Annotated in this window: 21 protein-coding genes; 9 read left to right on the plus strand and 12 right to left on the minus strand. The window is 58.2% G+C overall.

Annotated elements, in window-relative coordinates; translation table 11 throughout:
- Nucleotides 1–218 precede the first annotated feature (218 nt).
- Together L21_RS00490 and L21_RS14000 are read left to right on the plus strand one after the other, a co-directional pair.
- Nucleotides 219–929, plus strand: a complete 711-nt coding sequence (locus L21_RS00490) for a type IV pilin N-terminal domain-containing protein (protein WP_074368554.1) — start codon at nucleotides 219–221, stop codon at nucleotides 927–929.
- Nucleotides 930–932: 3 nt separating this feature from the next.
- Complete coding sequence (locus L21_RS14000; RefSeq protein WP_083608667.1) at nucleotides 933–1,487, plus strand: type IV pilin N-terminal domain-containing protein; 555 nt, start codon at nucleotides 933–935, stop codon at nucleotides 1,485–1,487.
- A gap of 31 nt (nucleotides 1,488–1,518) precedes the next feature.
- Here L21_RS14000 and L21_RS00500 read toward each other — a convergent pair whose 3' ends face one another.
- Nucleotides 1,519–2,454 (minus strand): nucleoside recognition domain-containing protein, encoded by a 936-nt coding sequence (locus L21_RS00500; RefSeq protein WP_074368555.1) that lies wholly within the window; start codon nucleotides 2,452–2,454, stop codon nucleotides 1,519–1,521.
- Nucleotides 2,455–2,746: 292 nt separating this feature from the next.
- Here L21_RS00500 and L21_RS00510 point away from each other — a divergent pair, with 292 nt between their 5' ends.
- Genes L21_RS00510 through L21_RS00525 form a run of 4 tightly spaced genes read left to right on the plus strand, consistent with a single transcriptional unit; the run spans nucleotide 2,747 to nucleotide 7,515 of the window.
- A complete protein-coding gene (locus L21_RS00510; protein ID WP_143727170.1) occupies nucleotides 2,747–4,450 on the plus strand; it encodes a type II/IV secretion system ATPase subunit in 1,704 nt (567 codons plus the stop codon).
- Nucleotides 4,434–6,236, plus strand: coding sequence for a type II secretion system F family protein (locus L21_RS00515; RefSeq protein ID WP_074368557.1), 1,803 nt, complete (start codon nucleotides 4,434–4,436; stop codon nucleotides 6,234–6,236). The genes L21_RS00510 and L21_RS00515 overlap by 17 nt, the downstream gene beginning before the upstream one ends.
- A complete protein-coding gene (locus tag L21_RS00520) occupies nucleotides 6,233–6,619 on the plus strand; it encodes a type IV pilin N-terminal domain-containing protein (protein ID WP_074368558.1) in 387 nt (128 codons plus the stop codon). Before L21_RS00515 ends, L21_RS00520 begins: the two co-directional genes overlap by 4 nt.
- Entirely contained in the window at nucleotides 6,619–7,515 is an 897-nt protein-coding gene (locus tag L21_RS00525; protein ID WP_074368559.1) for a hypothetical protein, read from the plus strand. The genes L21_RS00520 and L21_RS00525 overlap by 1 nt, the downstream gene beginning before the upstream one ends.
- Nucleotides 7,516–7,710: 195 nt before the next feature.
- Here L21_RS00525 and L21_RS13705 read toward each other — a convergent pair whose 3' ends face one another.
- Nucleotides 7,711–8,427, minus strand: coding sequence for a hypothetical protein (locus L21_RS13705; protein WP_143727171.1), 717 nt, complete (start codon nucleotides 8,425–8,427; stop codon nucleotides 7,711–7,713).
- A gap of 451 nt (nucleotides 8,428–8,878) precedes the next feature.
- Between L21_RS13705 and L21_RS00535 the strand changes: the two genes are divergently transcribed.
- Complete coding sequence (locus tag L21_RS00535) at nucleotides 8,879–9,274, plus strand: hypothetical protein (RefSeq protein ID WP_256711762.1); 396 nt, start codon at nucleotides 8,879–8,881, stop codon at nucleotides 9,272–9,274.
- Between the two features lie 89 nt (nucleotides 9,275–9,363).
- Here L21_RS00535 and L21_RS00540 read toward each other — a convergent pair whose 3' ends face one another.
- The 4 genes from L21_RS00540 to L21_RS00550 form a co-directional block, all read right to left on the minus strand.
- Complete coding sequence (locus L21_RS00540; protein WP_074368561.1) at nucleotides 9,364–10,191, minus strand: radical SAM protein; 828 nt, start codon at nucleotides 10,189–10,191, stop codon at nucleotides 9,364–9,366.
- Nucleotides 10,192–10,208: 17 nt separating this feature from the next.
- Nucleotides 10,209–10,391, minus strand: coding sequence for a hypothetical protein (locus L21_RS13710; protein ID WP_143727172.1), 183 nt, complete (start codon nucleotides 10,389–10,391; stop codon nucleotides 10,209–10,211).
- Nucleotides 10,392–10,452: 61 nt separating this feature from the next.
- Nucleotides 10,453–11,253, minus strand: a complete 801-nt coding sequence (locus L21_RS00545) for a hypothetical protein (protein WP_074368562.1) — start codon at nucleotides 11,251–11,253, stop codon at nucleotides 10,453–10,455.
- A gap of 45 nt (nucleotides 11,254–11,298) precedes the next feature.
- Nucleotides 11,299–12,273 (minus strand): hypothetical protein, encoded by a 975-nt coding sequence (locus L21_RS00550; protein ID WP_143727173.1) that lies wholly within the window; start codon nucleotides 12,271–12,273, stop codon nucleotides 11,299–11,301.
- 95 nt (nucleotides 12,274–12,368) lie between these two features.
- Between L21_RS00550 and L21_RS00555 the strand changes: the two genes are divergently transcribed.
- Nucleotides 12,369–12,932, plus strand: coding sequence for an FmdE family protein (locus tag L21_RS00555; RefSeq protein WP_074368564.1), 564 nt, complete (start codon nucleotides 12,369–12,371; stop codon nucleotides 12,930–12,932).
- Between the two features lie 19 nt (nucleotides 12,933–12,951).
- Here L21_RS00555 and L21_RS00560 read toward each other — a convergent pair whose 3' ends face one another.
- On the minus strand, nucleotides 12,952–13,800 hold the full coding sequence (locus L21_RS00560) for a class I SAM-dependent methyltransferase (RefSeq protein ID WP_083608668.1): 849 nt from the start codon (nucleotides 13,798–13,800) through the stop codon (nucleotides 12,952–12,954).
- Nucleotides 13,801–13,970: 170 nt separating this feature from the next.
- Between L21_RS00560 and L21_RS00565 the strand changes: the two genes are divergently transcribed.
- Nucleotides 13,971–14,834 (plus strand): Rossmann-like domain-containing protein, encoded by an 864-nt coding sequence (locus L21_RS00565; RefSeq protein WP_178377656.1) that lies wholly within the window; start codon nucleotides 13,971–13,973, stop codon nucleotides 14,832–14,834.
- A gap of 345 nt (nucleotides 14,835–15,179) precedes the next feature.
- Here the strand turns inward: L21_RS00565 and L21_RS00570 are convergent, their stop codons facing one another.
- The 5 genes from L21_RS00570 to L21_RS00590 form a co-directional block, all read right to left on the minus strand.
- Nucleotides 15,180–16,064, minus strand: a complete 885-nt coding sequence (locus L21_RS00570; protein WP_074368566.1) for a class I SAM-dependent methyltransferase — start codon at nucleotides 16,062–16,064, stop codon at nucleotides 15,180–15,182.
- A 137-nt stretch (nucleotides 16,065–16,201) separates the two neighbouring features.
- Nucleotides 16,202–17,344, minus strand: coding sequence for an ABC transporter substrate-binding protein (locus tag L21_RS00575; protein WP_074368567.1), 1,143 nt, complete (start codon nucleotides 17,342–17,344; stop codon nucleotides 16,202–16,204).
- Nucleotides 17,345–17,362: 18 nt separating this feature from the next.
- A complete protein-coding gene (locus tag L21_RS00580; protein WP_074368568.1) occupies nucleotides 17,363–18,160 on the minus strand; it encodes an ATP-binding protein in 798 nt (265 codons plus the stop codon).
- A gap of 85 nt (nucleotides 18,161–18,245) precedes the next feature.
- On the minus strand, nucleotides 18,246–19,016 hold the full coding sequence (locus L21_RS00585) for an ATP-binding protein (RefSeq protein WP_074368569.1): 771 nt from the start codon (nucleotides 19,014–19,016) through the stop codon (nucleotides 18,246–18,248).
- A 67-nt stretch (nucleotides 19,017–19,083) separates the two neighbouring features.
- Nucleotides 19,084–19,869 (minus strand): ATP-binding protein, encoded by a 786-nt coding sequence (locus L21_RS00590; RefSeq protein WP_074368570.1) that lies wholly within the window; start codon nucleotides 19,867–19,869, stop codon nucleotides 19,084–19,086.
- Nucleotides 19,870–19,884 lie beyond the last annotated feature (15 nt).

The following is a 19,884-nucleotide window of genomic DNA, read 5'->3' on the forward strand; positions in this document are numbered from 1 at the left end:
AGCATGAGCACCACGAGGCCGCGAGTAGGTTTTCCCCTCCCGGCGTCCACTGCACCGGAACACACCGGAGCGGATACAGGATGTTCAGGGATACCCCCTTCCCCCGGGCGGCACTCCGGACGGCTTTACTAAATAAAAACATTAATATTCCACTTAGTGTTATTTATCGATCGATCTGTAATACCAGATCTCACGAAACTGAAAAGGAGTAGAAACACATGAAAGAACAGCACATAACCGAAGACGCTGTTTCGCCGGTGATTGGGGTGATGCTGATGCTGGTCGTCACGATAATCATCGCCGCCGTTGTCTCCACGTTTGCAGGCGGCATGATGAAGAGCGAGCAAACAGCGCCTCAAGCCTCTTTCGAGTGCGTCATTTCAAACGACGGTTCCTGGGGCGGGAGCAGTTTCGACCTGACCTGCCTTGGTACCAGCGAAGGCATCCCCACAAAGGACCTGAGACTGGTGACCAGCTGGAAGGCATCGGACGGTACCACAGGAGGGGCAACGATCACCGGACCTTCGATAGAGCCGAACACACATTACAAGAACGCTACCGGCACCCCTGAAAGTACATACCACTCGCCACTGGGCTTCGGTCCAGGTGCAGGAGACTGGGTGGCATCCGGCAATTACACATCATCGCAGCATTTCGGGAATTACACTATCATGGCCGGAACAGCGATGCACAACAGTGCATACGGATGGAACGAGACTTACGGCGGCTACGGGGTCACGCCTGGATCGCGATACCAATACACAGATGGCTCGACGTTCAGCCTCGCAAACCAGGATTGCGACGCGATGATGGCAATCCTCGGCGAGGACTGGTACCATCTCCGGCCGGGAGATGTGGTTAGCGTGAAACTTGCACATATCCCGAGCGGGAAGGTCATCTTCGAGAAAAATGTCGTGGTGGAGGGATAGACAATGAGAAGACAACGTGACGATGCGGTGTCCCCGGTGGTGGGCGTGATGCTGATGCTCGTGGTGACGGTCATCATCGCGGCAGTGGTGAGCGCCTTCGCTGGCGGCATGGGTAGCGGATCGGAGAAACTCCAGCAGGTGCAGCTCAGAGCGACGTACAGCCAGGCTGACGGCATGACCATCGAACATCTCGGTGGCGACGCCATCGCAACGATATCGACCAACGTGATCGTCCGGCCCTCAAAGACCTTCGGGAACGCCGAGCACATGAGATGGGTCGTGAACAAGACAAGCATCACCGACGAGAAGAAAACTACTGCCTACCCAGATGGAACTCCCTGGTTAGCAGCAAGCGGTGTGACAGGCGCAAAGGCCTTCCGACCCGGGGAAACGCATCATATCCTTTCACCCTATCACAATTCTACATTCCTGCAGCCCGGAGCAAGCGCAACCTACAAGTTCGACAATCTCGACAATATCGGAAGAACATTCTATGTGGAGTTTGTCGACGATGCAGGCCGGGTCTTTGGACAGACTGAAGTGATCATCAAACCCTGAACCCCACCACATTTTTCTGTACTCATTTCTCTCAGAACAGAAGAAGCACCAGCGTGATCGTAACCACTTTCGCAGCCATGCTCGCCGCGTACGTGACCAGCGCCACCCGGACGCCGAACCGACCGAAGAGCGAGAGGTAGAGCGGCACGGAGTACTTGACGTAGATCATGGTGATGACCACCATGCTCCCGAGGACGAGCGTGACGAGCGCCGTCTCGAGCGTGAGGACGCCCCCGTCCAGCAGGGACGCAACGATCGCGTAGCCCGCCGAGAAGTGGACGAACTGCGCCACGAGCGCCGCGGCGCTCTCGCCGGGAAGGCCGACGGCCCGGAGGAGCGGGTCGAACGCGGCAGCGACGCCGTCCATGACCCCCGTCGCGGAGAGAAGCGAAAAAACGATCAGCGCGACCAGGGTGATGGGAACGACCCGCCGGAGCGGCGGGACCGCCTTCCTGCACCCGGCGATGACAGAACCCCGATTGAGCGCGAGCGCGGCCACGGGGGCAGCAGGAACCGGGGCGATCACATGTCCGGGATCTGCGAGGAACCGGCGGCTGTAGAGGAGGGCGAAAAGCGCCTGGATGCCGCTTGAGAAGAGGTTCAGCCCCGTGTAGATCCCCCCGACAACAGGGCCGAGGAGGATCAGGGCCGCAGGGAGCTGGACGCGGAAGAGCGATTCCCCGAGCACCACCGGGAAGGCGCCCATGATAAGGATCGGGATCACCTCCCGCTCTGTCACCTTCCCGTCGCGGTAGTATTCGGCGAGCATCGACTTTCCTGCCGTGGCGTTGACCCCCATCGCGACGATCGAGAGGACGCACGCATCGGAGAGGCCGGAGATCTTGCAAAACGGCCCGGTGAACGATGAAAGCCGGGAAAAGACCCCGGTCTCGGCGAGGATGTTCGCGACGACGATGCCCACGGTTACCAGCAGGACGGCGTTCACCGCGGAAAAGAATACCTGCACGGCCCTACCCTTCCCCGAATACCATCTTTTATTCTCCCGGACGTATCTGCACCAGTATTACAATCTATTATAATTTATATAATAAGTGTTACTACACATAACCAACAGATGAACTCATAGAAAAACATCCGTGCCGTCCGGGTTCTCATCGATTGTGGCAGACGCGACGATCGGGCCACCATCACCGCCACGCACAAGGAGATCGTCACCCAGGAAAGACCCTCGCGAGTATACATAAGATAGTTAACTTAGGGGACTAATTAACTATAAAAAATACTCCAGGAGATTAGAGGTGTTGCAGCGCAGGGAGCAGGGCTCGACAGAGGAAGCATACGGAGCTACCCCGACCGCAGGGCTCAGGATACCCGGGAGTATCAAGGCGCTGACCGAACGCTTCAGGCACCGGGATCAGGGTTCGACGGAAGAAAACGGAAGCATCCCGAACGGAGGAGTTCCGTCCAGGATACTTGGTGGCGTCAAAACCCTGGCCGCACGCTTCAGGGCGCGCGACGCGCCGGGGGCAGAGATCGCCTTCGATAGCCTGGCCCTCCCCTCCGCCGGCGACGGCACGGTCAATACCTACTGGCTGGACCCCGGGTTCTCGTACGCCGTCGTCACCCGGGATAAAAACTCAAGTCTGAAGTATGAGGTCTTCGAACCCGCTCTGGAACCCTCGGAGTACATCCTCCTCAACGAAGCCCATGACTACATACGCGATGTATTCCTCTTCGACTCGCCCCGGGAAAAGAACGAGATCAGCCTCACGTACGACGACGTGGTGCCGATCCTGCGGCGGTTCGCACCGAAACTGGCCAAAGACCGGATCGCTGTCCTCTACTACTACCTGAAGCGCAACTTCCAGGGGTTCGGCAGGATCGAACCCCTGATGCACGACGACTACCTCGAGGACATCAGCTGCAACGGCGTCGGCGTCCCGGTCTATGTCTATCACAGGCTCTACGAGAGTATGCCGACGAACATCACGTTTAAGGGCGACGAACTGAACCGGTTCGTCCTCAAGATCGCCCAGAAGGCGGACCGGCAGATATCGCTCACGACGCCGCTCGTCGATGCGTCGCTCCCCGACGGCTCCCGTATCCAGCTGACGTTCTCCGACATCGTCTCCACCAGGGGGAGCTCGTTCACCGTCCGGAAGTTCCGCAAAGACCCGATGACGCCCGTCTCGCTCATCGAGTACGGGACCTACAGCCCGGAGGTGCTCGCGTGCATCTGGCTTGCCGTCGAGAACCGCAAGAGCATGATCGTCGTCGGCGGGACGGCGAGCGGCAAGACCTCGACGATGAACGCGATCTCGTTCTTCATTCCCCACCACTCAAAGATCGTCTCCATCGAAGATACCCGCGAGATCCAGCTCCCGCACGAGAACTGGCTGCCGACGCAGACCCGCGAGATCAACGTCAGGGGTTCGAGAGGAGACGTTGACATGTTCGCCCTCCTCAAGGCGGCGCTCCGCCAGCGCCCCGAGTTCATCATCGTCGGGGAGGTCCGCGGCCGTGAAGCCCAGACACTCTTCCAGGCGATGAACACCGGGCATACGACGTTCTCGACCCTCCACGCCGGCAGCATCGACGAGGCGATCAACCGCCTGGTCAGCGACCCGATCAACGTGCCGACCGCGATGCTCGGGGCGCTGGACCTGATGGTCATCCAGTCTCTCCATTACCTGAACGATGGAACAGCCAGGCGGTGCGACTCGCTCCACGAGATCCGGGTCGAGCAGGGGAGGGAGATCGTCCACGACTGCCTCTACCGCTGGGACCCCCTCACCGATGAGTTTCACCGGGAAAGCAGCGGTTCGCATGTCCTCGACGATATCGCCAGAAGGCGCGGGTGGTCAGCCGACGAACTGGAGAGGGAACTTGCACGCCGCGCGGAGTTCCTCGCACGGATACACGCGAACGGGGGTATCGGCGTGGACGACCTGATCCGCCGGATAGCCGCATTCGGAGGAGGCGCAGATGTCGGTCCTGAGTGACCTGCCCCTTCCGGACGGCGGCCAGCTCCGGAGGGCGCTGCGGATGGCGCACATCCCCATCGCGTATCCCGCCTATCTGCGACAGGTCATCCTTGCCACCGCCGGCGCGGCAGCCGTATACCTCGCGATCATCGCCTACCTCACCCACGCCGGCTACCGGATCCTCCTCTTCTCCGTCGTCCCCGACGCGGCCACAAAGATCATCCTCTTCCTCGTCCTGATCGCCGGTGTCTCCGGCGCCCTCTACAGCTACCCCTTCCTCGTCGCACAGGGGAGGAAGACAGAGATCGACCTCGACCTCCCCTACGCCATCACCTACATGGAGGCCCTCTCCACCACCATGACCCTCTACGAGGTCATCCGGAAGGTCTACGAAGAGATGGATCTCTTCGGGGAGGTTTCAAAAGAGTTCGGCGTGGTCGTGCGCGATGTGGAACTCTTCGGCGAAGACCTGCATACGGCGATGAAGAACATCCAGCGCACCACGCCGTCGCCGAACCTCGCCGACTTCTTCAACGACCTCGCCCTCCTCTCCGACAGCGGGGGGGACATCACCGCGTTCCTCGGGGCGCGCTCCGGGTTCTTCAGGGACGTCGCGGAGCGCGAGCAGGAGATGGCGCTCCAGACCATCGAGATCATGGCCGAGGTCTACGTCACGGCGTTCGTGGCGGGCCCGATCGTCATCATGATCATGATCCTCTCGCAGAACCTCGCCGGACAGGGCGATCTCGCGGGCTGGATGCCGCTGATCACCCTCGGCATTCCTGCCGGGGCGCTGGCGATGATCGGGATCCTGTACACCCTCCTCCCCGCTGAAAATCTCCAGATCAGCCGGCAGGAGCGGGGGGACCGCGAGCGCCTCGACGTCCCGGACCCGGGAGGAGACGTCGACCCGCGGCTGATCAAGGCCTTAAAGGCGCGGAACCGCACCCTCGGGATTATGAAGGCGCTGAGACAGCCGTTCCGTCACTACATCTCGAACTACGGCTGGAGCCTCGTGCTCGCGATGCTCTGCGGCGGTGGCGCCACCGCTCTTCTCCTGCTCGGCTACTTCGACGCGTGGTTCCCGATGTACACCCTGGAGGTCGGCGTCTGCGCCATCGTCTGCGTCTCCTTCTTCCCCGTGATGATCGCCTACGAGGGGAGGCGGTGGTACGTCAACAACGTCGAGCGCCAGATGCCGGAGTTCCTGCGCGAACTTGCCGATATGAAGGATATCGGGATGACGCTCCAGTCGGCGATCCACCGGATCGCAAACACGAAACTCGGGCTCCTGAGTTCGGAACTACAGATCACCTCCGAGGAGATCCGGCGGGGCGTCAGCATCGGCAACGCCCTCGTCCGGATGGAGGAGCGGATCGGGCTCGTCTCGGTGAAGCGCGCGATATCGCTCGTGGTGAAGGCGAGCGAGATCACCGATCACCTGCGGGAGACGCTCATGGTCGCCATCAGCGACTTCGAACACTATCTCAAGATGAAACGGGAGCGGTTCAACTCGGCGTTCACCTACATCGCCGTCGTCTACCTCTCCTTCGGCGTCTACCTCTACACCGCCCTCGAACTCAATACCCGGTTCGTGTCGAGTTTCACGGCATTCGACGTCGCCCTGGACGTCGCCGGGAACACGACCGACATGTTTCACGTCGCCATCGTCCTCGGGGCGTTCTCGGGCATCATGGCCGGGCAACTCAGCGCAAACAGCATCCTCTCCGGGTTCAAGCACAGCATCGTCTTCCTCATCGCGACGGTCGTGGTCTTCGTCGTCTTCATCGGGGGTGCTCTATGAACGATGAAGCGGTATCCGAAGTCGTCGGGGAGATGCTCATGATCTCCCTCGTGCTCCTCCTCGTCGGCGTCTTCGCCGTATCGCTCGGGAACTTCCTCCCCACCGAGCGGGCGCCGACGGTCACCATCATGATGACGAATACAACGGAGAACGTCACGCTCTACCATAAGGGCGGCGACTGGGTGCGGGCGGCCGACCTCGAAATCGTCGTCTCGAACACCACCGCGACCCGGAAGTACCGCTCCGATACGTTCATCCTGTCGCCTGAAAAGCAGGTCTTCGACCTCGGGAGCAGCATCGTCGTGAACTGGACGGTCGCCGGCGACGAGACGGTGCGCCTCGTCATGCCGCGGGCGGTCCTCTTCACCGGGGAGGTGCGGTAATGGACGATCGCGCCGTCTCGCCGGTCGTCGCGGCGATGCTCCTCCTCGCCGTCCTGGTGACGTTCCTTTCGGCCTACAACGCCGTCGTCATTCCCTCGCTCAAGCAGCAGGCGGAGGTGGAGCACCTGCACGCGGTCGAGGAGTCGTTCCTCGCGTTCGGGTCGGACATGACCACCGCCGCGGCGCTTAAACAGGATATGCGCCTCTCGAAACGCATCCCCCTCGGCGGGGGAGATATGATCCTCGACCCGGTCAGGTCGGGGGGGACGCTCCGGGTCATCGAGGACCCGGGAGGGCCGGTTGCGAACGTGACCCTGAACGGGACGCCCTACCACTGCAACCTGACGCGGTTCTCCTACACCCCGATGGACAACTTCTGGCGCGACCAGGGGTACGCCTGGCAGTACGGCTACACCAACGTCACTGACGGAGTCCTCCAGACGCCGCTCGAATACACGGATATGGAGGAAGTTCGCAAGGGCGCGAAGACCTCGGGGTTCGCCGGATCGCTCATCGGGATCGAGCACGAGGGTGCGGGGGGCAACTGCACCGCCGTCCGGATATCGCTCGTGACGTTCGAGCCCGGGGAAGATAACCTCGCGAGCGGAAACGGCATCGGGACGCTTTCGCTGGATGCTACGGTGGAAGAGATACCGATCAACATGACCGCCGACCCGAAAATGGAGGTTGCGGTCAACACAGCCCTCCCGGTCCCGCTGAACACATCGCTGTGGGAGAACTGCAACACGACGCTCCATGAGATGAATAAGACCTACAACAACATCGAAAACTGCACATTCTCTTCCGAAGACGGCGCGGTGACGCTCTCCTTCGCCGACGGTCAGGCACCCGGGGTGACGCTGCGCCGGGTCTGGGTCGTCGTCTCCGCCCGCTGAAGGCGCATAGCCGGCCGGAATGCCGCGTGGTTTGCGCCGGGCATTGTCCATCTATAACTGACCGGTGCAAACCCGGACACTGTTCCGGGCGGCCGGGGTATCCGGCCGCCTCATGACGCCGACCTGCCGGATTGACAGAATGAGTATGAACCTGAAGGGCTGGATAGCGATCGAAGAGACAGCCCCTGACCCGGCCTATCCGGGGACGCTCGTCATCTCGGTGCCCATCGTCACCTTCACATCGACGAATCGCCCGTCCAGGGTCACGATATAGCGTCCCGCCCGGTAGAGCTTGATCGACTTCTCCCGGTCGCTCCCGTATATCCCGTGGTAACCCTCGTCGGTGATGAGCCGGAGGGTTTCGGAGTCGCGGACGGTGACGACGAGCCGGGAGTTCGCGTCCGGTTCGGGGTGCTTCGGGGTCGCGGAGAAGGTGATGATGAAGGGCACGTCGACGACGTCCACCTGCAGCCCCCTGGCGGAATGGTAGAGGGTATACTGTTCCTCGAAGATCTTCGTCGTCTCCACGAGGGGCTTTACGGCATCCATCCGGGTCATCGGAATGGGCGTGACGTTGGCCGTGTTCGGGTTCGGGAGGTGCTCGCCGGGCTGCACCGGCACCGGATCGACCGGGATCACCGTATTCCTGTTCCCTGTCACGGAAGAAGCAGGGGCTGTTTCGCCCGGAGGCGGCTGATATGCACCCGACCATGGCGATTCAGCAGGGTCGAGGTCGTCATCCTTTTCAAGGGCAATACATCCACAGCACGCGACGAGAAGGAGAGCGATCAGGAGGAGGGCGGGGGTTCGGACGTGCATAGCATTATCTGCACCGCGCCGCGGCATGTACATCTTTTCATCGGCCTGCCGGAACAGCCCGGCGCGCCTGCCGGACGACAGTATTCTTCTCATGCCTCTCCTCTCCACAACACTTCGACATTCTCCATGCTCACCACGCGGACGGCACCGTCAATCGGGCCCTCGAATCCGGCCTTCCATCTCAAGAATGCTTCTGTAGCCCATCGAAAACGTCCGGGTCGCGTCCGTGCGCCTCAGAAACAACCGCTTCCTGCCTGTAAACGGCTCCCATATGCCGGGAGGCGCCCCGATACCCCTGTAACCGTTCCGATATGCCTTCTTGTAGGTCCTCTCGTATGAATGGCTCCGGCCTGCCGGAATGCTTCCCGCAGCATCGCCGGGTTGAGGAGACAGATGATGAGGCTTTTCATGCCGTTCTCCCGACCGTCCGCTTCTAGTACTGCAGAACTTTCGTTACGCTACCACTGATCTTATGTTAATCATATATATTTAATAAAATCGTTTTGTCAACGAAAATAATATACGAGGTTGTTCCAAAACCTCTATGCCGGGAGAGGGACGCCCCCTCCCGGGGGTCCGCATCCTCGTCACCGCCGGAAAGCTCCTCCTACCACGAGCGGACATCGAGGGCCGGAGCATGGTCTGGTTAAAAGACCTCTATAACATCAGGATCGCGTGGGACGGCGATACGCCGCACGTATTCTACGCGGGCGATGCACTCGAGGATGCCCGGCGCGAGAAGGCGCCGATCATCCAGTGGCTGCCGGCGGACGCGAAACTTCCCTGCACCCTTCTGCAGCAGGAGGGAAGCCTCGAGGGGTTCTGCGAGCCGCCGGTCGCCGGCGAGGCGGACAACGTCGTCCAGTTCGAGCGGATCGGGTTTGCGAGGGTAGACTCGGCGGACGGCGGCCGGGTGAGCACGTATTTTGCGCACCGGTAGGGCAACGTATCTTTTTCCGGGAAGAATACGAAGGTGCTGACCCGGAGCGTTACGGTCGCGTGTCCCCCCTATGCATGCAGGAACAACCGCTACACCCGGCACGTGCGGCATACCGGATCCAGGTTCATTTTTTTCTGAAATGCCCTCCTGTTCTTCAGGATCGTTGCTAGGTTATCCACCAACAGATTCCCGAGCGAAAGATCTGCACGGTAGCAGCAAGGAGCAACATCTCCATTCCATCTGACAAAAAGGGTTAGCCTGAATAGGGGGCAGGGCCGGGAGTGAACCACCGGCAAGGTCACTTTGCACCCGGTTTTTTTTGCGGCATTTTTAATATAGGCGAAAAGGTCTTTTTCCGATTCCGTCTGCGCTTCCGTCCACGGGAAGGAGCGTTCGAAGTTCACGGCATCGATCCCGGTTGCGCGGGCAAGATCAAACCCCTCCTCGATGCAATTTGAATTTCCCTCTATAAGGGCAATGTTCAGGTACGTCTTCGGGGATTTCCGGTTTCCGGCGGATCGTTTCCGGATAAATCCGCTGACATTTCTCTCGACAATCGGCCCGAACAGGTGTGAATCCGGAAAACTGAAGGCGATCGCATCGAGCCCGGAGTTCAGGAGTTCGTCCGTTCTTCCGGGCAGCAACGTCGCATTCGTAGTAAAATTCACAGACATTCTCTTCCCGGAAGCGTAGGAGATCATCGCAGGAAGATCTGCATGCAGGAGCGGTTCCCCCCACCCATGGAGTGTCAGGAACCGGCTCTTCGAGGCATCGATGATCTTTCGGAACGCCTCAAAAGTGATGGATTCCTCCGACCGGTTCAGGGAACTGCGCAGACAGAACGGGCAATTAAGGTTGCAGGCCGTCGTGGGCTCCAGCTGCAGGATCGGAGGTACTACATAGTCATACACTGACATACTGTATCTTACGGTGTCTATGTGGCACGAACGATGTCCGGATCTGTCTTTGGATCTTCCCAGATGCCCAGAAGAGCACCCATTGCCTTCCTTACACCATTGGAGTTCATCACTACGATTCCTGCAATCAGTCCGACACCCAGGATATGGGCCGCCGCAAGACCGATCGCCGCTTCAGGAAGAATTACGGGTATGCACACGCGAGTTCACCTCCCTTGGTTTCATAGATATGCATAACTTTTACAAAAAGATAAATATTTCTCATTGACCCTGCACCAAGCCGTCATCTGCTTTGCTGTACATCTTCACGAGAAGATCGATTGCATATGCGCCGGATGCAGATAGCACTCCGCCGACTGCGGCGACGCAGAGCAGTACCGGGATGATATCCGGGGCTACAGGGAATCTTCCTGCGAATGAACTGCCCCAGAACAGCCAGAAGTGAAGGAGATAATACATGTTGGCAATGGCGGATGCAGCCAGATACTTTGCCGGGTGGCGGTAGCAGATCACTGCGTAACAGAGAGCAATCAGTGAGATAACGACGTAGCCTAGCGGGAACGAGGTGGCTGGCGCACCGTTCTCTCCCATCTTGGCCTGCCCGGCAAGGAAAAGGAGCAGGGTCGTCGCACCAAGCACGGCCAGCAGCGCGGGAGTCACATACTTCAGGGGGGTGTTCGTGAGGGGAAGCATGGTCAGTATCTCGATGATCACGGCGACGAGTACTATCACGTCGATTGCATGGATGCTGACAGCCTGTGTTCCGATGAGGAGGTCGATGGCGACGATCAGCAGCGACATGACCGCTGCTGTTCCCGGTTTTTTCACGAGAAGAAGACCGAGGACAAGCCAGAAGCACAGGATGCTCCCGAAGACGAACACACCCGCTCCCGGCCCCGGCAGTATCAGGAACTGGTGGACGAACCCGGCAATGCTGCCTCCGGGCAGGAGATACACCGGCGCATACGTACCGCTGAAAACGGCAAGTATAGCAAGCAAGGCAATCATCCCCAGTTCCCTGAAGGAGAAGTATCCGGTTGATTTCATTTCTTTTCCGATCATTGGCGCACATCCCAAAACAGTTGTGTCATTTGATCCCTCCCTCCTTCACTGGTTAAACCGTGCCAGCGGACCTTCTCCCCGGTAGGTCTGGAAAAGGATGTATACGCAGTATGCCAGGAACGCCATCACTGCACCGCAGACAAAGGCAAACGTCAGGAGCGGTGGGATCGCCAGGGGCACCGGAACCCAGGTGAAGAGGCCGGTCTTCCCATGGGTTGCCCAGCGGAAGACGATGTTGAACATCTCCGCGCAACCGGCGCCGATGATGAACTTCACCGAGGGATACGAGAAGAAGATGACGGCAAGACCAAGGGCAAAGATACCGGATACCGCGTACCCGAGCGGGAAGACGGTAGCCGCCGCGCCGCTCTCGCCCATCTTCGCGTTGCCGGTCAGCATCAGCGCAAGGGTGATGAGGCCCATGATCGTGAGGAATGATGGAAAGATGTACCGGTACGGTTTCTTCTCCAGCGACAGCAGTCCTGCTCCCTCGATGATGATCGCAACGAGGAACGGCAGATAATCAAACCGGACATTCCCTCCGGTTATAAGCGACGCCGCTGTGCTAAGAATGACCATCAGGAAGGTCACACACAGAACAGTGCCGGGTTTTTTTACCAGGAGGATCGCAAGCACAAGCCAGACACAGATGAAGGCGCTGCTGATGAAGATGCCCGCTCCCGGTCCGGGTAATTTTAGAAATCCGTGGACAAAACTCGGGGCAGTCCCTCCCGGAAGGATGTAGCGAAGCCCGTAACTGCTCGTAGCGAATGCGACAATTGCAAAAAAGACGATCACTCCCCAGTCATGTAAAGAGAAATATCCTGTTATTTTGCCGAAATCTCCTTTTAGTACAGCTTCCTTGTATGCTGCTATTCCCTCTAATTCACCTTTTTGTACCGCTTTTTCGTTCATTTCAGTCACCTCAACGGATTTGAAGTCCAGTTCTTCGCCGGGGAACAGTCGGGCACGAAATGGACTGAATATTGGTTTCACTCCCGGACAAATAAGGATATTCATTTAACTTATCCAAATGTCAAAGATTATATGTTAACTCATCTGAGACATATACGGTATGAAGCTGTTAGAGCAGATAGCAGGAGCCGGGAGGAACGATGGCCGATAGTGATCTCCTCCTGGCACGGGCAAAAGAGTTCCACGGCGACATGTGCGCCGGGATCGTGCTCGGGACCCGGATGACGATGATCGGGATGCGGGAGCTCCACATGGACCCGATGGTAAGAAACAGAGATCTTATCGTGTACGTAGAGATTGATCGCTGCATTGCGGATGCAATCCAGGCGATCACGGGGTGCTCGCTCGGCCACCGCACTCTGAAATACCTGCCTTACGGCAAGTTTGCCGCCACGTTCATCAACCTGGCGACACAGGATGCCGTCAGGGTCTCGGTCCTGGAGAAGAAGCGGACGGAGAAATCCGGTCCCGAAGCTATGAAAGAAGCAGGAAAAATTCTGCGTGACGCACCGGAGGATGATCTCTTCAGGGTGCGGAGAGTCAGGGTCATGATCCCGGATGGCGACCTTCCCGGCCTCCCGAAGCACCGGGCTCGCTGCAACAGGTGCGGCGAAATGATCCTGGACGACAAGGAGATTGTGACGGAAGAGACGATCATGTGCGGCAATTGCGCCCGGGGATCGTATTACACAGAGACGGAGTAAAGATTGTTCCGGAAGGGGATCACCCTTCCTTTTCCCACCAGATTTTTGCCTGATATGACGTCCCACGAAGCAGGTAATTCCCGTTATCAGGCTGTAATTTCTGCGTCAAGAACTCACGGAGTATCGATTCCTGCTCTTTTGTGGTCAGCCCCAGGCCGGCCCCCTGATCGGCCACCGCCTCGTCGATGCTGGAGAAACTCGTAATGTGCCCTTCCTTCGATATTTCAACATTGGCATAGATGCCAAGTTGATTGAGCAGGTTGAAGATGATATTTGGCCTTCCGGGTTCTTTGTTTGGAACCCCGAAGAGATGTTCCCAGATCTCACCGTAATTCCGTCGCCAGGGAGACTGCATATCTGCGAACCAGAAGATGTACACGTATTTCTCCGAGGCATCGTTCATTTTCAGCAGGGCATCGCGGAGGTCGGGGAAACCCAGCGAATAAGATGCCACCACGATGTCGTAGGGGGGATCGAGGTCCGTCGAAATATCCAGATCCTCCCACTTCCGGGTAAGAACCCTGATATTTCGTATGCCGGATGCCCGTATATTCTCCATCAGGCATTCAGCCATCCCGGCAGAGGGTTCGATCGCGGTAACGTGCCGGACGAGTCCAGATAGGGGGACGGCGAGCGTACCGGGACCGGCTCCGATATCCAGAACCCTGGATGCCGGGGTGATCTTCATCGCCCGGATTCGTGCCCACGACCGCCCCCAGTTGTCCGCTTTGGCCGTTTTGTCATATTTTCTGCATCGTTTTGGATCCGACCACCGACCAAGGCAGGAGATCGACCCTCTGCTCCCTTTCTGTCCGGGCCCCGATCGTTTCCATTCTTCGTTCCAGTCAATCTTGCCGATATCGATCATCCGTGTTTCCTCTCCTCTCCAATACCCGGCTCTCTGTTTTCCTGCAGTGCTATAAATATTTATTATTGACAAAATTAAAATGTTTAATGGTATTATTATACTTTCGACATCCGGATCGTTTTCCGGCGGCAGACTCTCCGGTATGCTTCAGAGATCAGGACAATGAGACCATGATGTGCGACACTCCCATAACAATTCTTGAAAAGGCGTATGCAAAACTCATCGCCGAATACCGGCGGCTCAGGCTGCCGGAACCGGCGGTAAAGAACTTCGGCCTCAACCCGGGCTGGAATGCCGTGATCGGGACCAGGGGGTGCTCAGGAGTTGCCATGAGTTTTGTGGACAACAACCCGCTCTACGGCACAGAAGAAACACGGCAGGATCTGGTATTTTTACAATCCTTTGTCGGAAAACCCCTCTTTGAGGTTGCATCCGCTTGCCTTGCCGAACCCCGTATCAGCAGGCGTTCCGTTGCTCTTGCCGCGCTCAACGCACTCTCACAGCCGCTCGTTACCGATGAGGTACTGCTGGCAAAGGGATATTCGGTCGGGATCGAGGTCAAAGACCAGGTAAAAAGCGATGATAAGATGGTTATCGTCGGGTACGGTGGGCTGGTGAAGAGCTATGCGGGGCGGTGCCGCGAACTGCACGTCACCGACCAGCGGCCGCCGGAGACGTTCCGGACAACGGTTGTCGGCGACACAATCAAGTACGGACCCGCAGGCATCATGGTCCACCCGGCGGAGGAGAACAAAGAGGTCCTTAGGGACGCAGATGTTGCGATCATCACCGGCTCGACGCTCGTCAACGGCACCTTTGAGGAAGTCGTCGGGTATGCGAAGCATGCCCGAATCCGTGCGCTTTACGGCTCGAGCGCGCAGTTGATCCCGGACGTACTCTTTGAGAACGGGATCAATGTTGCGATGTCCGTTGCCATCAGCGATCCGGCAAGGTTTGAATATGATGTGATGAATGCGCCGGACATGGAGACGGCGCTCCGGAAGCACCAGCGGAAGTATAACGTGAGTATGTAATGGCTCTTATGGCTCCTGGACGGGAAACCTGTGTGGTTAGATGGAATGTGAAATTCTAACCGAATGTGACATTTTTTTTGTAATTCAGTTCAAGGAGCATGCCTGTGAGGTCTGCCTGCAACCCGGCCTGACGATGACCGGGCATACAGGCGATACAGTTGAACTGCTCAACCCGGCTATCTCTCCGAAAACAGACAACGCTTGGGCGATTGTATACCGTAAAAGCAGAATATTGATCTGGTATATGTTCAGATCCGGGCGCCCTGACAGGGATTGCCCGGAACTGATCCCATACCGGCCCATGGGATCCCAAACAGCGCTCACGGATCCGCATGAATCCGGAGATTATGATCCTTTCGCTTGTTCCTCAATATTCACGTTCCATACCATCATGCCGGAATACCCCTCGGAGACAGAGTGGTACTTTCCGTCCACCGCTGCTGCCTTGTAATAGTCCCGAACTTTTTTCTCTGTCGCTGCCGTGCATCCCCCCCTGCGTTCAAGAGACTTAATTGTGCGGTCGGCCGCCTCTTCCCAGCCAACAGCAGTCTCCCTTTTGTTATGATTGACCCGCACGATGGGACGGTAACCGTTCAGGTACAGGTACATGAAATTGTACATGAACCCGGACATCGAACCGCGGGAGGGCCGGGGCGACTCTTTCTCGAGGATCTTCCTGAGGCCCTCGTCATTGGCCTGACCCCTCCCGCCCGGGAGGAAATGGCTGTAATAGCAGAACTTCCGGGAACAGGCGATCATCCGCTCGAAGGTCTCAAGGTCCTTGACCGAAGGCGTTGCAGAGACCACGACAAGATCGAACTTGTTCCGCAGGCCGAGCTCGTCGATGTCTGCCGTCCACCACGAGGCCTCGATCGGCTCGATCGAGAGCCCTTCGCATTCCGCGTTGTCCTTCAGGTACTCAAGGGCCTTATACGAGATGTCAAGCGATGTCACCTCTGCACCGGCGCGGGCGAGCGGGATGGATATCGCCCCCGGCCCACACCCGATATCGAGTACGCGGGAACCTTCCGCCCGGAACCCGACCTCATCCAGCAGCGAGAAGATCTCATCCATCCGCTTCTGTCTCTTCTTCGGGTCAAGCACCTTTGCAAAGTTGTCGGCCCGCTCGTTCCATAACTCGACCGACCCGAGCTTGCTCATGGGGTCAGGTGTACCTCTCGACGATTTCCAGCAGTCGATCCAGTTCTTTACATTCGTGTCCTGGTGCATTTTTAATCCTCTGGTTGTTTGTTGCCTGCAAAAACAACATGCAGGCAATTGTGTGTTCATCTGACTGTTCACCCTACGAGTTCCCGCGGAACGTGTTGATTTACCCTACCGATATCGGGCACAACGGGACCTTTTTTTCACCCGGATAGCAGCGAAGTCAGCTCCTCATCGCTCAGGTCGACATGGTAGAACAAATGGTAGAACTCCTTTGCCTTTGCCCGGAACCACTCTTCGGAAAAGAGGTCCGGGTAAAGGAGATGCGCTGTCCACGGGATGCCCACGATCCGGTTGACGCCCGGCGGGCGGTCGAACCAGTTGTATGGCTTGTTTGGTGTCAGGTAGACCCTGCGGTTCTGCACGGCCGGGACCAGCTGCCATACCGTATCGTCATAGACCTGAGCGGTGAATTCCTTGCTTGTTGTGATGATCAGGTCCGGTTTCCACACCAGCACCAACTCCTTGGTCACGGTCGCTGACGAGGAACTGAACGGGGCGTCGGTGCCGGCTACGTTGATCCCGCCGCAGACATCGATCAACTGCGAGTGGCACGAACCGCCGGCATCGGTCGAGAGACCGTCGGTACCTTCCGCATAATAGACCCGCACGCGTTTTTCCTCCGGGATCGCGGCGACCTTTGTCTGGACCTCGGCGAGTACGGACTGGTAATACGCATTTTGTCTGGCAGCCACATCGGGAACGCCGAGGACATCGCCCATAAAGAGGAGCGTCGGGCCGTACATGGTGGCGTTGCGGGCATTGTCCACGCATACCGCCGGGATAGTCCCGAGTTTCTCCTGGGTCAGGTCCGCTTTCCCGGGATCTGAGAGCCCCGATTCGCAGGAGATGAAAACAAGATCCGGGGACATGGCAATGTAGGCTTCATAGTTGGTCGAACCCCCGCCGGTAGTGGTGAGACGGGTCGAAATCGATGAGAGGTTCAATCCGCTCTGGTTGGTTGCAGAAGATTCGACGTTCCCCAGTTTCTCCGGCGCAAGCATGTACACGAACGTTGTCGGGGGCGGGCCGGTACAGAGCACCAGGGAAACGTTTGCGGGGATGGTTACCCTGCGCCCGGCCATATCGGTTACGGTTCGATACGAGGCATTCTGTTCCACAAATTGTCCGGACGGGAGTGTGCTCTCACTTACGGCAGAGGAACCGGGCGTCGCTGCCGGGGCCTCCGCCACCACATTGTTCAGTTCGACAAGCACGACGTACATGCCGCATACAATGGCCGCAAGCAATGCGACGACGACTATCCACGAAATTTTATTCTCCATTGACCTGACTCTCCAGTATCATGTTCTTAGCGGGGCACAACCGGACTGTGCCGCATGGACTCCCTCGATCATCTCGATAACCGACATGACAGCAGGGTTGCCTGCAGGAAGCGGACAGCCCGTGAACCCGGCTCCGAGAATGGCACGGTCCTGCCCGAAATCTGCGATGATCCGGAACGAATCCGGCAATGCGTTCCGGAGGAACGCAGACGAATGCACATCCGTTTTATTCAGGACGAAATAGACGGGGACATGCACCTGATCTGCCATACCCGACACGGTCGCTGCAAGACAGATGGACTCGTACGAGGGGTCGACGACCACGATGATGGCATCGCATGCCTCTCCCATCTTCCGCGCAAGGTGTTCTACCCCCGCATCGGTATCGATAATGACCCGATCGTCAGCGGCAAGAACCAGCCCGGCAAGAAACTGGCGGGCAAGTCCGACCCAGCGGCCTTTGCCGAACTGCGTTGCATCGCGGATCTTTCCCACCGAGACCAGAGCCACGCCCCTGTTCTCAGAAAGATATTCCGGGGGAATTGTGTCAAAGGTCCACGTGCCCAAAAGCGGGGTCCCGCGAGGGATCCCATTCTGCCGGGCATTTCTCATGGCCTCCCTCATCGACCGTTTCCCGCTGAAGTACCCGGTCAGGTCCGGGGGTGCGGCTGTTCCAAGGATACGGTGAAGCCCGACATTTGATACATCGGTGTCCAGGACTACGACCCGTTTTCCCTCCGCAGTATATTGTCGGGCAAGGAGCGCGGTGATCGTACTCTTTCCTGACCCGCCTTTTCCGCAAATCATCAGTTTCATGGTTCCACTCAAAGGGTATGTTTTTAAGCCTGGGGAATGGTGTTCTTTTTAACTGGCATTGTAACTCTCTCGCGGGAAATCAGGATCACCCCTGCAGGACTGCAAGGTTATCGAGGACTGCTGCAGCCACAGGGTACCCGCCAGGGAGCGCCCGACCTTCAATTCCGGCCCGAAGAAGTTCCGGGTCATGGGGGAATTCCCCGATAATCGGGTTCCCGGCCGGGATGACCTTCCGGAGAAACGGGGATGTGTTCACATCGGTTTTGTTCAGGACAAAATACAGGGGTACGTTCACAAAATCCGCCATGCCCGATGCCCGTTCGGCAAGACGGACAGATTCGTGCGAAGGGTCGATGACCATCAGGACGGCATCACATGCGGCATCGATTCCCCGGCCGAAGTGCTCGATGCCCGCTTCCGCATCAACGATGACCCGATCATTCTCTGCAAGATCCAGCCCAAGGATGAACTGCCGGGCAAGCGCCATCCATGGCGATTTGCATGCCACGGTTGTATCCCTGATTTTCCCGATTGTCACCAGTTTTACCCCGTCATTTTCCGAGCTGAAATCCTGCGGGATGGTGTCATACGTCCAGGTGCCGAGCAGGGGAGTTTCCGGTGGGATTTCGGCCTGCCGGAGAGCCTTCATCTTCTCCCTCACCGACTTTTCCCCGTTGAAATATCCGATCAGGTCCTGAGGGACACCGGTCCCAAGGAGGCGGTGGGGGCCGAGCACCGTTGAGACCTCCGCGTCCACGACAACAACCCGTTTCCCGACATGCGCATACTGCTTTGCAAGGAGCGCCGCAACCGTGCTTTTTCCTGACCCGCCTTTTCCGCAAATCATCAGTTTCATGGTAATTCCTCCCGGGAGATGCCGGAAGAACCGGTGTGGTTCTGGGCATCTGCGCCGGCATTGGTCATTATCCGGCGGGACATGTCCCTTCGACCCGGGCTGCAAGGCGTTCCAGGACCGCGGCCGCGGCCGGGTAACCGCTCGGCACCGCCTGGCCCATAAGACCGGCTTCGATCAGCACGGGGTCGAGGGTAAACTCGCCGATGATCCGGGCCGTGTCCGGAATGGTGTCCCGCAGGGCCGCCGAAGTGGCCTCATCCGTCTTGTTCAGGATAAAGTACAGAGGTACGTCGATCGAGTCCGCCATGCCCGAGATCTTCCCGACAAGGCACTGTGACTCGTACGAGGGGTCGATGACCATGAGGATGGCGTTGCACAACGTGTCGAACCCCCGGCCGAAATGCTCGATGCCGGCCTCGGTATCGATAATGACACGATCGTTTTCAGCCGGTGAGAGGCCGAGGATGAACTGCCGGGCAAGCGCGCTCATGGAGCATTTGCAGCCCTCGGTCGCCTCGTTGATCTTGCCGACCGAGACCAGCTGCACACCATCCTGTACCGAGCTGAATTCTTTGGGGATCGTGTCATAGGTCCATGTTCCCAGAGCAGGCGTGTCCGCAGGAACATCCCCCCGCCGCGACCCGCGCATGAACTCCATCATCTTTGTCTTGCCGCCGAAATACCCGATCAGGTCCGGTGGGGGGTCCATCCCCAGGATTCGGTGCAGCCCGACGTTGGACACATCGGTATCAACGACCACGACCCGCTTTCTCTCACGGGCATACTGCCGGGCCAGGAGCGCGGTGATCGTGCTCTTTCCGGATCCGCCTTTTCCACAGATAATCAGTTTCATCAGAGTACTCCGGCC

It is taken from the genome of Methanoculleus chikugoensis, assembly GCF_900095385.1.
In the GTDB taxonomy this organism is placed as follows: Archaea; Halobacteriota; Methanomicrobia; order Methanomicrobiales; family Methanoculleaceae; genus Methanoculleus; species Methanoculleus chikugoensis_A.

Bases quoted from the DNA above. Each gene is read 5' to 3' on its own strand.
- L21_RS00490 (WP_074368554.1), top strand. From the start codon at position 219: ATGAAAGAACAGCACATAACCGAAGACGCTGTTTCGCCGGTGATTGGG.
- L21_RS14000 (WP_083608667.1), top strand. From the start codon at position 933: ATGAGAAGACAACGTGACGATGCGGTGTCCCCGGTGGTGGGCGTGATG.
- L21_RS00515 (WP_074368557.1), top strand. From the start codon at position 4,434: ATGTCGGTCCTGAGTGACCTGCCCCTTCCGGACGGCGGCCAGCTCCGG.
- L21_RS00520 (WP_074368558.1), top strand. From the start codon at position 6,233: ATGAACGATGAAGCGGTATCCGAAGTCGTCGGGGAGATGCTCATGATC.
- L21_RS00525 (WP_074368559.1), top strand. From the start codon at position 6,619: ATGGACGATCGCGCCGTCTCGCCGGTCGTCGCGGCGATGCTCCTCCTC.
- L21_RS13705 (WP_143727171.1), bottom strand. From the start codon at position 8,427: ATGAGAAGAATACTGTCGTCCGGCAGGCGCGCCGGGCTGTTCCGGCAG.
- L21_RS00535 (WP_256711762.1), top strand. From the start codon at position 8,879: ATGCCGGGAGAGGGACGCCCCCTCCCGGGGGTCCGCATCCTCGTCACC.
- L21_RS00540 (WP_074368561.1), bottom strand. From the start codon at position 10,191: ATGTCAGTGTATGACTATGTAGTACCTCCGATCCTGCAGCTGGAGCCC.
- L21_RS00545 (WP_074368562.1), bottom strand. From the start codon at position 11,253: ATGATCGGAAAAGAAATGAAATCAACCGGATACTTCTCCTTCAGGGAA.
- L21_RS00550 (WP_143727173.1), bottom strand. From the start codon at position 12,273: ATGAATATCCTTATTTGTCCGGGAGTGAAACCAATATTCAGTCCATTT.
- L21_RS00555 (WP_074368564.1), top strand. From the start codon at position 12,369: ATGGCCGATAGTGATCTCCTCCTGGCACGGGCAAAAGAGTTCCACGGC.
- L21_RS00560 (WP_083608668.1), bottom strand. From the start codon at position 13,800: ATGATCGATATCGGCAAGATTGACTGGAACGAAGAATGGAAACGATCG.
- L21_RS00565 (WP_178377656.1), top strand. From the start codon at position 13,971: ATGATGTGCGACACTCCCATAACAATTCTTGAAAAGGCGTATGCAAAA.
- L21_RS00570 (WP_074368566.1), bottom strand. From the start codon at position 16,064: ATGCACCAGGACACGAATGTAAAGAACTGGATCGACTGCTGGAAATCG.
- L21_RS00575 (WP_074368567.1), bottom strand. From the start codon at position 17,344: ATGGAGAATAAAATTTCGTGGATAGTCGTCGTCGCATTGCTTGCGGCC.
- L21_RS00580 (WP_074368568.1), bottom strand. From the start codon at position 18,160: ATGAAACTGATGATTTGCGGAAAAGGCGGGTCAGGAAAGAGTACGATC.
- L21_RS00585 (WP_074368569.1), bottom strand. From the start codon at position 19,016: ATGAAACTGATGATTTGCGGAAAAGGCGGGTCAGGAAAAAGCACGGTT.
- L21_RS00590 (WP_074368570.1), bottom strand. From the start codon at position 19,869: ATGAAACTGATTATCTGTGGAAAAGGCGGATCCGGAAAGAGCACGATC.